Source organism: Flavobacterium reichenbachii (assembly GCF_002217435.1).
Classification (GTDB): Bacteria; Bacteroidota; Bacteroidia; order Flavobacteriales; family Flavobacteriaceae; genus Flavobacterium; species Flavobacterium reichenbachii.
This window is the reverse complement of record NZ_MUHF01000002.1, coordinates 1-16,889: the sequence shown is the minus strand read 5'-3', so window position 1 is coordinate 16,889 and position 16,889 is coordinate 1. Positions and strand designations below refer to the sequence as shown.

The following is a 16,889-nucleotide window of genomic DNA, read 5'->3' as shown; positions in this document are numbered from 1 at the left end:
AGAGACTAACCAACTCTTTTAGAAAAATCAAAAGCTACGTAACAAACCAACATCTTAGAATTCTATGGCAGCTGACTATAGTTTTTTCAATGCATTGCTTTCAGGAATTGCTAATTTTGGCGATAACCTGAAAACAATGCTTGCGAGCTGGTATGTGTTTAATTCAGAGATTATTTTCTACAACAATCCCAAACTCATTATTTTAGGATTATCCCTGTTTGGTTTTCTTGGTTTATTGGTCTATCAATTTTTTAGGATTAAAGCCAAGATTGGATATTTTATAGAAAGAAGAAGAGAATCTGAAACGACTACAAAAGAATATCAGCTTTATATTTTATTTTTTGGAATTGCGGTTATTGTTATAGAAATCATCAATGAAATCTTTAAAATCAGACCCAAAAGCTTACTGGTTTTAAACTGCTCAATTGGTATTTCGGTTCTTATTTTTTACGTTATAACAGACAAACTAAAATGGCTGCGAGATCGAATTCAACCGCTATTTATTTTCTGTTTCTTCATTTATATTTCTTATGTAATTAGCAATATTATCATGCTCACCAATGATGTTGTGCCGATAATAGTCTTTTTAATTTCATTTTTCTTCTCTTACAACATTCTCAAACCCATAAAAATTTACTGGTTTTTTGTCGCATTGGTTTTTGCATTCTTAATTGTAACCGTTTCTTTTACATTAATTCCGATAAAATCATCTATTTTACTGATCAATTTCTGTATCCTGATTTTTATAATCAATCAGGTAAAATATGCTGTTTTATTAAACAATCGTGACAATTTTAGGTTTGCCAACGAAATCGTTCACAAAGGAAATTCGCTAACAATCGCAACCAATCAAAAAGGTGAAATTTTATTCTGCAGCGAAACCATAACCTCAATTTTAGGTTATCATCCGGATCAGGTTATGGGACTTAATTTTTGGAAATTAACCAAAGATGAAGAATTTTTATCTAAAAAAAACATCATTAACCAGGAAGAAAACAAACTCTACATGAGGAAGTTAAAAGCCGAAAATGGAGAGTATAAATACATACAATGGAAAGACAAGAAATTTTCTGATGATCTAATTATCAGTATAGGACAAGATGTTACGGAACAGATTATTGTACAGGATCAATATAAAAACCTAATTCAGACTGCAACCGATATTATATTTGAAATCAATGCCGAAGGATATTTTACTTTTGTAAATGAATTTGCATATTCACTTTTAGGATATTCAGAAAACGAGATTATCCAGCAGCATTTTTCTAATTTTATTCATATCGATTATTTGAGAAATGCTGTAGAATTCTATGAAAAATTACAAATTGACGAAAATAATTTTCCTTTAATTGAAATTCCGATTCTAAAGAAAAACGGAGAAGAATTATGGGTTTCTCAAAAAATTATAATCCGCAAGAATGATTTTGACCAAACAATTGGTTATGCAGGAATTGCACGCGATATTACAGAAATAAAGAATATCGAAAATGAGAAAAAAAGACGTCTGGAGAAGATTGAAGCTTATAATAATTCGACAAAAAAATTATCGACGACAGACTTTAGCCGATACGACAATTTGAATTCTGTGATCGATTATATTATCAAAGAAGCTGCAACAGTCAGTCAGACAAATCGTGTGAGTTTCTGGAAATATTATAAAGATCTAATTACCTGCAAAAACTTATTTAGTGTTGACAATCAAAACTTAAGCGATAAAAACATTCTTAATAAAGAATCGTATCCCATTTATTTTGAAACCTTAAAAAACAAAGCCATTATTAATGCGCCCGATGTATTTAACAAATTAGAAACATCAGAATTCGAAAAACTCTACTTTACCAAAAATCACATTAAATCGATGCTCGATGTTCCGATCTTTTTAAGCGGACAGCTGGCAGGTGTAGCATGTTTTGAAAGTACAGAAAATAAAAGAGAATGGGACAATGAAGACATCAATTATGCCAGAACCATTTCTGATGTCATTTCCTTAGCAATTTCTTCTCAGATGCGTTTAGAAGCCGAACGCAGATTAGAATTTAAAAGCCAGCTGCTTTACGCACTTTCGCTTTGTACAGAGAAATTTTTACTAAGCAAATCTACACAGGAAATGTTTCAGGAAACCTACGATTTAATTGGAAAAGCAGCCAAAGTAGATCATATGTTTTACTACGAAAAGGATTTTGCAACCAATACAATAAGTCAGAAACACAAATGGTCAAGAGAAGGAATTGAGCATCAGATTACAAAGCTTAGAAATTTTACAGAAGAAAATTTTAAAGAAATTTATGAGGTCGCTCAAAATAAAAAAATCTTAAATACATATACCAGAAAGCTTGAAGATGGTTTTTTTAAACAACTCCTGCTTCATAATCAAATCAAGTCTATTTTGATTCTGCCGCTTTTTATAAATGATGTATTTACAGGATTTATTGGTTTTGATGACTGCGAAAAAGAAAGAAGATGGTCTGAAGAAGAAATTTATATTTTTCAGGTCTTGGCCAACAATATTTCATCGGCATTAGAAAGAAATCGAAATGAGAATAAAATTATTGAAAGCGAAGAAAAATTTAAACTGATTGCCAATAATATTCCGGGAACAGTTTATTTGTCAAAATTTGATGCACTGTCTACTAAAATATTTTTAAACGACGAAATTTTAAACTTAACCGGATATTCAAAAGCAGAATTTATTGAGAATAATTTATCGTTTTTATCCCTTATTCACCATGAAGACAAAGACGAAGTTGTCAGCAGTCAAATTAACAATTTAAACAAAGGCGAACCTCTTCATAATACGTATCGCATTAAGAGGAAATCAGGTGAATACATTTGGGTAGAAGAATTTGGAGACGTTATTAAAAAAGATGATGAAATTGAATTTGTCGGAGGTATTTACTTTGACATCACCAACAAAAAAGAGACAGAAGACGCCATAAAAGCCAAACAATTGGCAGAAGCGGCCAATAAGTCAAAATCTGATTTTCTCGCCAATATGTCGCACGAAATCAGAACACCTCTCAACGGTATTATCGGTTTTACCCATTTATTGATGAAAACGGAGCTTGAAGAAATTCAGGAAAAATACATGACAACCATAAATCAATCGGCACATTCGCTGCTTGAAATTATAAATGATATTCTGGATTTTTCTAAAATTGAAGCAGGAAAACTAGAACTTTTTATAGATCTGTACGATATCAAAAAAGTACTGGGTCAGGTTTTTGATTTAATTGTCTACGAATCGAATCAAAAAAATCTGGAATTGGAACTTAATGTTGATCCCGATGTTCCTAAATACATCTGGACCGATATTGTCCGTATTAAACAGATCTTAATTAACCTGCTTTCTAATGCTGTAAAATTTACCAACGAAGGTTCGATCAAACTAAATGTTTCAGTTTTAGAAAAAAGCAAAAGTAACAATTGCACAATCCGTTTTTCTGTGGTTGATACCGGTATTGGAATTCTCGAAAAAAACCAAAAGAAAATTTTTAAAGCATTCTCTCAAGAAGACAGCTCTACAACAAGAAAATTTGGAGGAACAGGATTAGGATTAACAATTTCGAATCAACTATTGGCTTTAATGGAAAGCCGATTACAGCTGGAAAGTAAAATTGATATTGGAAGTAATTTTTATTTTGATTTAAGCCTAAAGACAAGCAATCAAAGTATTAACGAAAAATACAATGCTGAACTCAAAAAAATGAACTTAAATTCTAATTTAAGTGAATCTGAGCTTCGCAGCCAAACTATAACTTTTTTAATTGTAGAAGATAATAAGGTTAATATGCTGCTGCTTAAGACGATTATTAGAAATTTGTACAATAATGCTTTTATTTATGAATGCGAAAATGGCTATGAAGCCATACAGCAGTTTGAAGCCATAAATCCGAGTCTTGTTTTTATGGATATCCAAATGCCGATTATGAATGGTTACGAAACAACAAGAGCCATTAGAAACACCGTATTTGGTAAAGATATCCCAATTATTGCCGTTACTGCAGGTACTGAAAAAGAAGAAAGAAATAAATGTATTTCTGCCGGAATGGACGATTATATCTCCAAACCAATCATGAAAGGAAGTGTTGAAGAGACTTTAATAAAGTGGCTTAAATAATAAAACTAATTTGATTTAGATAACATTTTATCATTTTAAAATACATAAATTCGTACAACAAAATTAAAAACTAAATCACAATACATATGAAATGGTTAGGAAATAGACAAAGTGATAATGTAGAAGACCGAAGAGGTTTGTCTGGAGGAAAAGTAGTTGCAGGAGGTGGAATTATTGGTATTATCATTTTATTAGTAAATGTTTTTGGAGGTGAAAATGCGCAGCTTATAACACCAGTTCTTGAGCAATTACAAGGCGGACAGCAGCAAACCGAAACTGCAGCACCTTTGAGCAAGGAAGACGAACAAATGGGAAATTTCGTTAAAACTATGCTTGCTTATAATGAAGATACTTGGAGCAAAATTTTTGCTGAAAATGGCATGACATATGAAAAACCAAAATTAGTGCTTTTTACAGGTTCAGTTCAAACTAATTGTGGTGGTGCTACATCTGCATCCGGACCTTTTTATTGTCCCGGTGACCGCAAAGTTTATATGGATATGGCTTTCTTTGAAGAATTAAAAACCAAATTTGGAGCAAAAGGCGGTGATTTTGCTATCGCATATGTTATTGCACACGAAATTGGACATCATATCCAGACTTTATTAGGAACTTCAGACAAAATGCGTGAAGCACAGCAAGGAAAAAGCGAAGCAGCAGCTAATAAATTATCTGTAGCTTTAGAATTACAAGCCGATTTTTATGCTGGAGTATGGGCTCACGACAACCAGCAATATCTTGAAGCTGGCGATATAGATGAAGCATTAAGTGCCGCAAATGCTGTAGGAGACGATGCAATTCAAAGTAAAATGCAGGGACATGTTGTTCCTGACTCTTTTACCCATGGTACTTCTGAGCAGAGAATGTACTGGTTTAAAAAGGGATTTAGTACAGGAGATATCAAACAAGGTAATACTTTTGATAATATCAGATAATACAATTAACCAAATATAACAACCAAATAGAGCATGACTTAACCGTCATGCTTTTTTTTGTTTGAATTCTAAAAACGAAAACCCAAATTCTAATTTATACTTGTATTTTATCCGCAAAGTACGCTAAGATTTAATTTTACTTTACGCATCGATAAAGTTTACAAAGCCAGATCAACACCAAGCTTTGTGGACTTTGTGTTTTTTTAAACCACTCCTATAAAAAATCTTAGCGCACTTTGCGGTTAAATTCATTTTTAATTTTATAGTCCTACAGGTTTTAGCATTAATCCTAATTTGGAATTTAAATTAATGGCACAAAAAAAGCCTTGAATTTCTTCAAGGCTTTAAATTTCTGGGTGGCTGACCGGGTTCGAACCGGCGACCCGCGGCACCACAAACCGCTACTCTAACCAACTGAGCTACAACCACCATTTTTACTTAGCGAGTGCAAATATATAACAAAGGTTTACTTCTACAAAGAAAAAAATGAAAAAATTATAACAAATTTTCTAAGCTATTGACTGCCAAACACCTTTCTACAGTAAATCCTTCTGCAAAATCTGTTCCAACCAGTCTTCCTAAATCCTGCGCGCGATAATTTAAGCTTTCCAGAAAGTTTTTACTAGTAATTGGCGTAGCTGGTTCTTTTGAATCTGCATCATAAAATTGTGTTTTATAAGCCAGAACTGCTTCTATTTTTTTATTTTCAAAACCTGTAATATCAACTACAAAATCTGGTTCAATGTTTTTCCACTGAATGTAATGATAAACCACCTTTGGCCTCCAATGTTCTTGTTTTACTCCATCAAGAAAAGTTTCGATCTTCATTAAACCAGATAAAAAACAGGCATCAGAAACCAATTTACTTCCTTTTCCGTGATCAATATGGCGATCGTCAACGGCATTGCATAACACGATTTGCGGCTTGTATTTTCGGATCATTTTAATAACTTCCAACTGATGCTTTTCGTCATTTACAAAAAAACCATCGCGCATCGCTAAATTTTCACGAACTGCAACACCTAAAATCTTTGCTGCATCTTTGGCTTCCTGATCACGAATTTCTGCAGAACCACGCGTGCCTAATTCACCACGGGTTAAATCTACAATACCTACTTTTTTACCAAGCGAAACTTCTTTTAAAATGGTTCCCGCACAACCCAATTCTACATCATCTGGATGCGCACCAAAAGCTAATATATCTAATTTCATTTTTTTGTTTGTTTTGTTTGTTTCAAGTTTTTTGTTTCAAGTTTCAGGTTTCAAGTTGTCAGCAGAACGTGAAACTTGAAACCTGAAACTTGAAACAATTTATAAACTATTTTTTTAAAACCCTTTTCATCGTCATTGATTTATTGACGCTTTCCTCCCACTCTTTTTCCGGAATACTTTCTTTGGTAATGCCGCATCCCATATACAAAATGGCTTTATTATCCTCAATCTGCATGCTTCGTAAATTTACAAATAAATCAGAACTTACTTTAGCGCCATCAAAACTGCTGTTTAATTCGCCCAGAAAGCCAGTATAAAAAGTACGGTCGTAATTCTCGTTTTCCAGGATAAATGCTTTTGCTTTTTTCTTTGGCAAACCACAAACTGCCGGAGTTGGATGCAAAGTATCAATCACCTCTTTTAAAGTTGAATTGTCTTTTAAAACTCCCGAAATATCTGTTTTAATATGCCAGATCGATCCGGCTTTTAAACTATAGGGCTCAGAAACCACAACCGAAGCGACAAATTCTCTAAGGCGTTTTACAATAAAATCGGTTACATACTGCTGTTCGTCTTTTTCTTTTTGCTGCCAGACAATTTCAGTTTCCAGATTATCTTTCTGCGTTCCTGCCAAAGCCATGGTTTCAAAAACATTTCCATTTGCTTTGAGAAGTTTTTCTGGAGTCGCGCCCATCCAGAGTCCAATTTTTGGATGAAAAAAACAATAACAAAAAGTAGCCGGATACAATTGCACCAAATGCTGAAAGGTTTGAATAAAATCAAATTCAGCCAAAGGCACTTCTTCACTTCTTGATAAAACTACTTTTTTGAATTCTTCATTTTTAATAGCTTCAATTCCCTTTGCTGCCAAATATTCATATTGAAATTTAGCTTCTGGATCAAAATTCAAATCGTCAATTTCAAAAGCATCAAAAGTTGTAACTTCTTTTTCGGCAGTAATAATTTCCGATTCATTTTCAGGAATTAAAACCAGCTGTTTTTCATCAAAAGAAGCAAAAACAAATCCTTTTTCGCTGTAATCCGAAATATTATATAAAGTATTATTTTGCTGTAAAATCCCAATAAGATATGAAGTATTGGGTTTTGAATAAAGTACAAAGGGTAAATTTTGTTCTTTATGATTTTTAATTTTAGAAAAGAAATTATTCATAGTTTCAAATTAACTTTTCTTTCTGTCCAGAACCATATTCGTCAGTTTGCAAAGCGAAATCAAATTTCCCTGTTCATCTGTAATTTTGATTTCCCAAAGATGAAGACTTCTGCCTTTGTGAATGATTCTTGCTGTACCAAAAACAAAACCTTCGCGAATACTTTTAAGATGATTGGCAGAAATTTCGATACCTCTTACCTCCTGCTCCTGCGGGTTTATAAAGAAAAAAGAAGCTGCACTTCCTACACTCTCCGCCAAAGCCACCGATGCTCCTCCATGAAGAAGTCCCATTGGCTGGTGAACACTCGGATTTACTGGCATTTTTGCTGTCAAAAAATCTTCTCCGGCATCTATATATTCTATTTTCAGCGTCTCCATTAATGTGTTTTTAGAAAACTCATTGCAGTGCGCTAAAATCTGTTCTTTTGTATAATTCATTAAAATAAGCTTTAAAATCGTAAAATTAAATAAAAGATAAGATACAAATTAGAAAATCCAATTCTAAAATTAAAAATCATTTATGAAGCTGTCAGATTTTTGTTATTTTTACAAAAAAACAATTCAGATGCGTCATTATTTTGCACTCTTTATTTTCGCGGTTATTTTAGTTTTCAGTTCCTGCAGAACAGATTTTGATACCGTTGCAAGTTCAGGCAATTTAAAATTTTCCAGAGACACCGTTTATTTGGATACTGTTTTTAAAAACATTGGTTCCAGCACTTATCAGCTTAAAGTCTACAATAAAAGCAAAGATGATATTTCGATTCCGATTATCCAGCTCAAAAAAGGACTGGCTTCTAAATACCGCATGACGGTTGACGGCATGAGCGGAAATCAAGGCAAAATTTTTAACAATGTAACGTTACTGGCAAAAGACAGCTTATATATTTTTATAGAAACAACGGCTGATATTACAGATGCTGACCCGACTGATTTTTTGTACACAGACGAGATTGAATTTGACAGCGGAGCTAATCTTCAAAAAGTGGCTTTGGTAACTTTAATTCAGGACGCAATATTTTTATATCCAAAACAAAATCCTGACGGAAGCAAAGAAAAAATCAAGATTGACGGCAAAGATGTTGATGGCTTTTATCTGGAAGAAAACGATGCTGTAAACGGAAATGAATTGCTTTTTTCAAACCAAAAACCTTATGTAATTTATGGTTATGCAGGTGTACCAAAAACAAAAACAGCTGTTTTTGAAGCAGGTTCAAGAGTGTTTTTTCATGCCAATTCGGGACTCTTTGTAGATTCTGACGCGGCTCTTCAAATCAATGGAGGTGTTTCTACGACTGAAAAATTAGAAAAAGAAGTTATTTTTGAAGGCGATCGGTTAGAATCTTTGTATTCTGATATTCCCGGACAGTGGGGCTCCATTATTCTCGCAGAAGGAAGCGTAAATCATTCAATCAATCATCTTACTTTAAAAAATGCCACAATTGGTTTAGACCTAAAAACTACTACAAATACTGCAATAAAAAATACGCAGATCTACAATTGTGCTCAGTACGGAATCTTGGCTGAAAATGCTCAAATCACTGGAGAAAACATTGTAATAAATTATGCCGGTCTGGCAAGTTTGTCCTGTGTTTACGGAGGTAATTATAATTTTACGCACTGTACTTTTTACAACAACTGGCAGAGCAATTCGCATTTTGCTGTTAGTTTGAGCAATAGCCTAAGCGGAAAAGTTCCGGAAACAAATCCGCTGACTCAGGCAACTTTCAATAATTGTATTATTTATGGATCAAATACCAACGAATTGAATTTGAACAAAAATACCAATGCTGCATTTGTATATCAATTGAGTAACTGCCTGTTAAAGTTCAGCAGTTCTTCAACAAATCCTGATTATCAATTTAAAACCGATACGCAGCATTACAATAGTATTATTCTAAATGAAAGTCCGAAGTTTTATAATGTATCTCAGAATAAATTTAATATTGATAAAACTTCTGCCGCTTTCGCGAAAGGAAATCAGGCGTATATAATTCCAGTAGATATTATTGGAAATACCAGAACTTCTCCACCGGATTTAGGCGCTTATCAGAGCAAAGATTTTTGAGGTAATGTAGCATCATAAAAATCATTCAAAATAATATTTCAAAATTCCTAAAATGAAATTTCTTTACAGAATATTTTTACTACTTACAGTACTTTTTTCCAGTTATAGTTTCTCACAAACTACTCCTAAAATTATTGGAGAATGGTCAGGAATAGATTCTGATGGAAATCAGGGTATACTTATTTTTACTGAAGATAATTATGCCTCAATAACATTGGGAAGCGAATTTATAAAGGGGAAAAATAATATAATTAAAGGCGGAAAATACGATGGAAAATCAAGCGAATTAAAATATGCTATCGATTATTCGAAATCCCCATTTACAATTGATTTTATTGCATTTATAGAAGAGAATGAAAAATTTGTTGAAAAAGGCAGAATTCTGGGTCTAATAAAATTTGTAAACGATAATGAAATGCTTTTTTCAGCCACTCGTTCAGGTAAAAGAGATGCAGATTTCAATGGAGAAAATATGAGTACCACAATGACACTGAAAAAAAAATAATTGACTTTAACAATATAATTTCAATTCCCATTTTAGGAATTCCGAAAACTTCTCGTGATTTGGCGCTTTTCAAAGCAAAGATTTTTAAATCTATCGTTTCGTAAATTATAACTGTTATTTAATCTAATGAAAAGAACTCTCTTAACCACAATTTGTATTATAATTTTTATAAACGCTTTTGCTCAAAAAACAACTACTGTTAAATGCGATGCCATTTATAAAAATAAAGGAATATCTATAAAACTTATCACATTTGACGAAGAAAAAGAAGGTTATGACAGAGAGAAAAATTCGATTTTAATCATCAGTCAAAAATTAAATGGTAAAAATTCAATTTTAGTAAAAGATTCTATTTTTAGTTTTGTTCAGAAAGTGGAGTTTCAGGATTTCAATAATGACAAAATAAAAGACATTCTGGTTCAAAATATTTCTGATGCCAGAAGTAATTGGACTTATAATTTGTATTTATACAATGCTAAAACAAACAGTTTTAATAAAGTAATTGGTTTCAACGAAATAAAAAATCCAAGTTACAATGCAAAATATAATATTATCGAAAGTCATGTAAATTCGGGTACCAATTGGGCTGCATTTTATAAAATAAAAAACAACAAAGCTTACAGTTACAATATTGAGATAACAGACGACGGCAGCAGCAAATCTGAAAAAGAATATCGTCAGGCCATAAAAAAGATTTTAGCAAAAAAATAAGCAAAGTCTTTAAAAACTATAAATATTGATTCGTAAGAAAAATAGATCAAAATTTAAAGATCAGTTAATACAGCGTATTCATAAAAGTAGTAAATTTGATACAATACAACGTTAGATTATTAATAATCAATTTATTAAAACTCTAAATTTTATTATTTCAAACAAATCCTAAAACTACTTTTTATGAAAAAAATCTACTCTTTATTCTTTTTATTTTGTTTTACAGCGGGTTTTGCCCAAATTCCTTCTGGTTATTATAACACTGCAACAGGAACGGGTTATACTTTAAAAACTCAATTGTATAATATTATTAAAGACCATACCAATAATGGTTATGCAGGTTTGTACACAACATATCTAACTTCTGATGTTGATAATTTTTACGAAAACGACGGAACAATTTTAGACATGTATTCTGAAAATCCATCAGGAACAGATCCTTATAATTATACCACAGGAACCACTCAAAGATGCGGGAATTATTCTGCAGAAGGCGACTGTTACAACAGAGAACATATTATTCCGCAGTCGGTTTTTAATGAGCAGTCACCAATGGTTGCCGACGCGCATTTTATAACGCCAACCGACGGAAAAGTAAACGGAATGCGTTCTAACTATCCACACGGCACTGTTAGTACTGCAACTTACACTTCTCAGAATGGAAGTAAATTAGGTTCTAGTTCTGTTTCCGGATACTCAGGAACTGTTTTTGAACCAATTAATGCTTTTAAAGGAGACATAGCAAGAATGTATTTTTACTTTGCTACACGATATGAAAATACTGTTTCCGGATATTCATACGCTATGTTTGATGGTTCAAGTAATAAAGTTTTTACAACTGCTTTCTTAAATTTATTATTGGCATGGCATGCTCAGGATCCTGTAAGTGCCAGAGAAATAGCTCGAAACAATGGAATTTATGGACGTCAAAATAACCGAAATCCTTATATCGATCATACGGAATATGTAAATCAGATTTGGGGCGGAACTTCATCTACAGATACTCAGGCACCAACTGCTCCAACAAGTTTGGCTTCGACTTCAAAAACCGCAGCTTCGATTACACTTGCGTGGAATGCTTCTACAGATAATGTTGCCGTTACGGGTTATGATGTATACGCCAACAGCGTTTTAAAAACAACTGTTTCAGGATTAACTGCAACAATTACTGGCTTAACAGCTTCTACGAGTTATTCTATTTATGTAAAAGCAAAAGATGCAGCAGGAAATGCTTCTGCGTCCAGCAGCACAATAGCAGTTACAACGAACAGCAGTGGAACAGGAACAGCTACAGATTTGCTTTTCTCTGAATATATTGAAGGTTCTGGAAATAATAAAGCTTTAGAAATTGCAAACAATACCGGAAGTTCTGTTAGTTTAGCAGCTTACACCATAAAAAAACAAACAAATGGCGCAGGCGCATGGAGCACAGGTTTGGCCTTAACAGGAACATTAACAACAGGAAGTAAATTTGTAATTGTAAACAGTTCTATTTCTTCAACTTGTTTTTCTACAAGCGCTGCCAATATTTCGACAACGGCAACCGAATTGACTTTTAACGGAAATGATGCTGTGGGTTTATTCAAAAATGGCGTTTTGATTGACATCATCGGAACTTTTAGCGGCGGGACAGCTAATTTTGCTGTTGATGTTACTTTAAGAAGAAAATCGACTGTAACTTCTCCAAGTACAACTTTCAATTTAAGTGCACAATGGGATTCATTTACTACCGACACTTGTAATAATTTAGCAAGCAAAAGAGCTTATGCGATTGAAGAAGAAGTTGTTGTTTCAGAATCAGATGAAATTATCATCTATCCGAATCCTTCTGACGGAAACTTTAATATTGGTTTAGGAAATTCAGAAACACCGTTCTCTATTGAAATTATTTCATTTGCAGGACAAAAAGTTTTTGAAAAAGAAAACATAACTTCTTCTGAAGTTTCAGTACAAAATCTATCGTCAGGAATCTACGTTATCAAAATTATCGAAGGAGAAAAAACAACGTTTAAAAAGATAATAATTAATTAAAAATTTGATTATCATGAACCAAAAAGCGGCAGACTGCCGTTTTTTTTTATGTTTAAGAGGAAATTTTATCAAGATTGATTTTTTATTTACTCCAAAATTTTGCAAAATTGTTCTTCCAAAAGATGTTACTTTTTGATTTTGATTCTTTCTGATAAAGTTTATTTTTCTCTTTCAAATTTAAGTTATGCAGTAGATTATATTACTTGTATTCTTTAATAAATCCGCAAAATTTGCGAGAACGGAATCTTCTTAATTTTGCTTATTTTTAGTAACAAAATGCAATAAAAAGGCAGCTTTATTTTTTTTCAAAAGAGTTTGTTTTCAAATTTGCGCTTACTATTTATTTACACTAAATTTGCACCTTCAATACAACAAACTACACATCACAATGATCCATTTCTTTGAAAACCAAAGCAAAACTGTTTTTGCCGTACAAACGCAAAACGAAATTTCGGCTCAAGACATTTCAAAACTAAACTGGCTTTTTGCCAACTCTTATAAGATCGAAAAATCCGCCTTGTCGGATTTTTTTGTTGGTCCACGTGCCACTATGATAACTCCTTGGAGTACAAATGCTGTAGAAATTACTCAAAATATGGGTATTCCGGGCATTATCAGAATTGAAGAATTTCATCCTGCAACGGAAGATTTCACTGATTTTGATCCGATGCTTTCACAAAAATTCAATCAATTAGATCAGGAAATTTTCACAATCAATGTTCAGCCGGAACCTATTTTGGAAATCGATGATATCGCTGCTTATAATAAAGTTGAAGGTTTAGCTTTAAGTCAGGAAGAAGTAGATTATTTAGACAATCTTGCTGTAAAACTAGGAAGAAAATTAACGGATTCCGAGATTTTTGCTTTCTCTCAAGCGAATTCGGAACACTGCCGTCACAAAATTTTCAACGGAACTTTTGTTATTGACGGTGAAGAAAAAGAAACTTCTCTTTTTAAATTAATCAAAAAAACATCACAGGAAAATCCTAACGATATTGTGTCTGCTTACAAAGACAATGTTGCTTTTGTAAAAGGACCAAAAGTGCAGCAATTTGCACCAAAATCTGCCGACAAACCAGATTATTACGAGATAAAAGAATTTGATTCGGTTTTATCTCTAAAAGCAGAAACACACAATTTTCCAACAACAGTTGAGCCTTTCAACGGAGCTGCAACAGGTTCTGGAGGAGAAATTCGTGACCGTTTAGCAGGAGGTCAAGGTTCGTTGCCATTGGCAGGAACTGCGGTTTACATGACTTCCTATTCTCGTTTAAACGACGATAGAAAATGGGAAAATGCAGTTGAAGAAAGAAAATGGCTGTACCAAACGCCAATGGATATTTTAATCAAAGCTTCAAACGGAGCTTCTGATTTTGGAAATAAATTCGGGCAACCGTTAATTACAGGTTCAGTTTTAACTTTCGAACATTCAGAAAACGACCGTAAAATTGGTTACGATAAAGTGATCATGCAGGCGGGCGGAATTGGTTACGGAAAATTAGATCAGGCAATCAAAAAGAAACCACAAGAAGGAGATAAAATCGTAATTCTTGGTGGAGAAAATTATAGAATCGGAATGGGTGGTGCTGCAGTTTCTTCTGCAGATACTGGTGCTTTCGGTTCAGGAATCGAATTAAACGCGATTCAGCGTTCAAACCCTGAAATGCAAAAACGTGCTGCAAACGCGATTCGTGGTTTGGTAGAAAGCGATCACAATCCAATTGTTTCGATTCACGATCACGGTGCGGGCGGACACTTAAACTGTCTTTCTGAATTGGTGGAAGAAACTGGAGGTTTGATCGATTTAGACAAATTACCGGTTGGAGATCCAACACTTTCTGCAAAAGAAATTATTGGTAACGAATCTCAGGAAAGAATGGGATTGGTTATTGGTCAAAAAGATATCGATACTTTGCAAAGAATCGCCGACAGAGAGCGTTCGCCAATGTATCAGGTTGGAGATGTAACGGGCGATCACCGTTTTACTTTTCAATCAAAATCTAATGGTTCAAAACCGATGGATTATGCTTTGGAAGATTTCTTCGGAAGTTCACCAAAAACAATCATGAACGATAAAACTATCGATAGAAAGTATGCTGACGTTTCGTATTCAGCAAATGATTTCGAAAGTTACTTAAAAGACGTTTTACGTCTTGAAGCTGTTGCCTCAAAAGACTGGTTAACGAATAAAGTGGACCGTTGTGTTGGTGGAAAAGTGGCGAAACAGCAAAATGCAGGTCCGTTACAATTGCCATTGAATAATGTTGGCGTAATGGCTTTGGATTATTTAGGAAAAGAAGGAATTGCAACTTCTATCGGGCACGCTCCTATCGCTGCTTTGATTGATCCGGTTGCAGGAAGCAGAAATGCTATTGCAGAATCGTTATCAAACATTGTTTGGGCACCAATTAAAGATGGTTTAAAAGGAATTTCATTATCTGCAAACTGGATGTGGGCTTGTAAAAACGAAGGCGAAGACGCTCGTTTGTACGCTGCTGTTGAAGGTTGTTCAGAATTTGCAATTGAATTGGGAATCAATATTCCGACAGGAAAAGATTCACTTTCGATGAAACAAAAATATCCAAACGACGAAGTAATCGCGCCGGGAACGGTTATTATTTCGGCTGGAGGAAACTGTACAGACATTAGAAAAGTGGTTGAACCGGTTTTACAGAAAAACGGAGATTCTATTTATTATATCAATTTGTCTCAGGATGATTTCAAATTAGGAGGTTCATCTTTTGCACAAATCAGAAACACAATCGGAAACGAAACTTCTACCATTAAAGACGCTTCTTTCTTCAAAAATGCATTTAATACCATTCAGGAATTAATCGGCGAAAGCCAGATTTTAGCCGGACACGATATCGGAAGCGGTGGTTTGATTACTACTTTATTAGAATTGTGTTTTGCTGATGTAAATCTTGGAGCAAAAATTGATTTCTCTGCATTTGCTGAAAAAGACTTATTGAAAATCCTTTTCGCAGAAAACATCGGAATTGTTTTTCAAGCAAAAGAAGATTCGGCTGTTGAAGCTAAATTGAAAGCTAATAATATCGAATTCTTCAAATTAGGAAAAGCGACAACTACAGAGACTTTAGACCTTGGACTTTGGACTTTGGACATAAAAGCTTACAGAGATATCTGGTTTGAAACTTCTTATTTATTAGATCAAAAACAATCTAAAAACGGAAGAGCTCAGGCACGTTTCGAAAATTATAAAAATCAGGTTTTACAATATACTTTCCCAGCGCATTTCACAGGAAAAAAACCAGAAATTGACAATTCTAAACCAAGACCAAAAGCAGCTATTATTCGTGAAAAAGGAAGTAATTCTGAGCGTGAAATGGCAAATGCAATGTACTTGGCAGGATTCGATGTAAAAGACGTACACATGACAGATTTAATTTCTGGTCGTGAAACGTTGGAAGATATTCAGTTTATTGGTGCAGTTGGAGGATTCTCTAACTCAGATGTTTTAGGTTCTGCTAAAGGCTGGGCTGGAGCTTTCTTATACAACGAAAAAGCAAAAACAGCTTTAGATAAATTCTTTAAAAGAGAAGATACTTTATCTGTTGGAATCTGTAACGGATGCCAATTGTTTATGGAATTGGAAGTGATTAATCCGGAGCATGAAGTTCACGGAAAAATGCTGCATAACGAAAGCCAGAAACACGAAAGTATCTTTACTTCTGTAAAAGTTCAGGAGAATAATTCGGTTATGTTATCAACATTGGCTGGAAGTACTTTAGGCGTTTGGGTTTCTCACGGAGAAGGAAAATTCAATTTGCCTCTTGCTGAAGAAAACTACAACATTGTTTCGAAATATGCTTACGAAGGATATCCTGCAAACCCAAATGGTTCGGATTATAACACCGCTATGATGTGTGATAAAACCGGAAGACATTTGGTGATGATGCCTCATATTGAGCGTTCGACTTTTCAATGGAACTGGGCTCATTATCCAAAAGATAGAAACGACGAGGTTTCGCCTTGGCATGAAGCTTTTGTAAATGCAAGAAAATGGATTGAGAAAAACTAAAAAATACCTTTTGGGTGTAATTATATTCAACACATAGAAACATAGATTTTGTAAACTTATAAAAGGCGTTTTACTTGTATTAACAAACATAGCTATG

General features: G+C 33.8%; 10 protein-coding genes and 1 tRNA gene. 7 read left to right on the top strand and 4 right to left on the bottom strand.

The window, feature by feature from the left end:
• The first annotated feature begins 64 nt into the window (after positions 1–64).
• Both B0A68_RS02250 and ypfJ read left to right on the top strand, forming a co-directional pair.
• Positions 65–4,117, top strand: a complete 4,053-nt coding sequence (locus B0A68_RS02250; RefSeq protein ID WP_035682858.1) for a PAS domain S-box protein — start codon at positions 65–67, stop codon at positions 4,115–4,117.
• A gap of 86 nt (positions 4,118–4,203) precedes the next feature.
• Positions 4,204–5,052 carry a KPN_02809 family neutral zinc metallopeptidase gene (gene ypfJ / locus B0A68_RS02245; RefSeq protein ID WP_035682856.1) on the top strand — a complete coding sequence of 283 codons (849 nt, stop codon included), beginning with the start codon at positions 4,204–4,206 and terminating at the stop codon, positions 5,050–5,052.
• Positions 5,053–5,407: 355 nt separating this feature from the next.
• Here ypfJ and B0A68_RS02240 read toward each other — a convergent pair.
• From B0A68_RS02240 to B0A68_RS02225, 4 genes are all read right to left on the bottom strand, one after another.
• Positions 5,408–5,481: transfer RNA gene (locus tag B0A68_RS02240), tRNA-His, on the bottom strand.
• A gap of 66 nt (positions 5,482–5,547) precedes the next feature.
• Complete coding sequence (bshB1, locus tag B0A68_RS02235; RefSeq protein WP_035682855.1) at positions 5,548–6,264, bottom strand: bacillithiol biosynthesis deacetylase BshB1; 717 nt, start codon at positions 6,262–6,264, stop codon at positions 5,548–5,550.
• Between the two features lie 106 nt (positions 6,265–6,370).
• Positions 6,371–7,435 (bottom strand): chorismate-binding protein, encoded by a 1,065-nt coding sequence (locus tag B0A68_RS02230; RefSeq protein ID WP_035682853.1) that lies wholly within the window; start codon positions 7,433–7,435, stop codon positions 6,371–6,373.
• A gap of 9 nt (positions 7,436–7,444) precedes the next feature.
• Complete coding sequence (locus B0A68_RS02225; protein WP_035682852.1) at positions 7,445–7,873, bottom strand: PaaI family thioesterase; 429 nt, start codon at positions 7,871–7,873, stop codon at positions 7,445–7,447.
• A gap of 127 nt (positions 7,874–8,000) precedes the next feature.
• Between B0A68_RS02225 and B0A68_RS02220 the strand changes: the two genes are divergently transcribed.
• The 5 genes from B0A68_RS02220 (at position 8,001) to purL (ending at position 16,792) form a co-directional block, all read left to right on the top strand.
• A complete protein-coding gene (locus B0A68_RS02220) occupies positions 8,001–9,503 on the top strand; it encodes a right-handed parallel beta-helix repeat-containing protein (protein ID WP_035687930.1) in 1,503 nt (500 codons plus the stop codon).
• Between the two features lie 52 nt (positions 9,504–9,555).
• Entirely contained in the window at positions 9,556–10,008 is a 453-nt protein-coding gene (locus B0A68_RS02215; protein WP_035682851.1) for a hypothetical protein, read from the top strand.
• A gap of 126 nt (positions 10,009–10,134) precedes the next feature.
• On the top strand, positions 10,135–10,719 hold the full coding sequence (locus tag B0A68_RS02210) for an XAC2610-related protein (RefSeq protein ID WP_035682849.1): 585 nt from the start codon (positions 10,135–10,137) through the stop codon (positions 10,717–10,719).
• A 183-nt stretch (positions 10,720–10,902) separates the two neighbouring features.
• Positions 10,903–12,750 carry an endonuclease gene (locus B0A68_RS02205; RefSeq protein WP_035682846.1) on the top strand — a complete coding sequence of 616 codons (1,848 nt, stop codon included), beginning with the start codon at positions 10,903–10,905 and terminating at the stop codon, positions 12,748–12,750.
• Between the two features lie 388 nt (positions 12,751–13,138).
• Positions 13,139–16,792 carry a phosphoribosylformylglycinamidine synthase gene (purL, locus tag B0A68_RS02200; RefSeq protein WP_035682843.1) on the top strand — a complete coding sequence of 1,218 codons (3,654 nt, stop codon included), beginning with the start codon at positions 13,139–13,141 and terminating at the stop codon, positions 16,790–16,792.
• Positions 16,793–16,889: the final 97 nt, after the last annotated feature.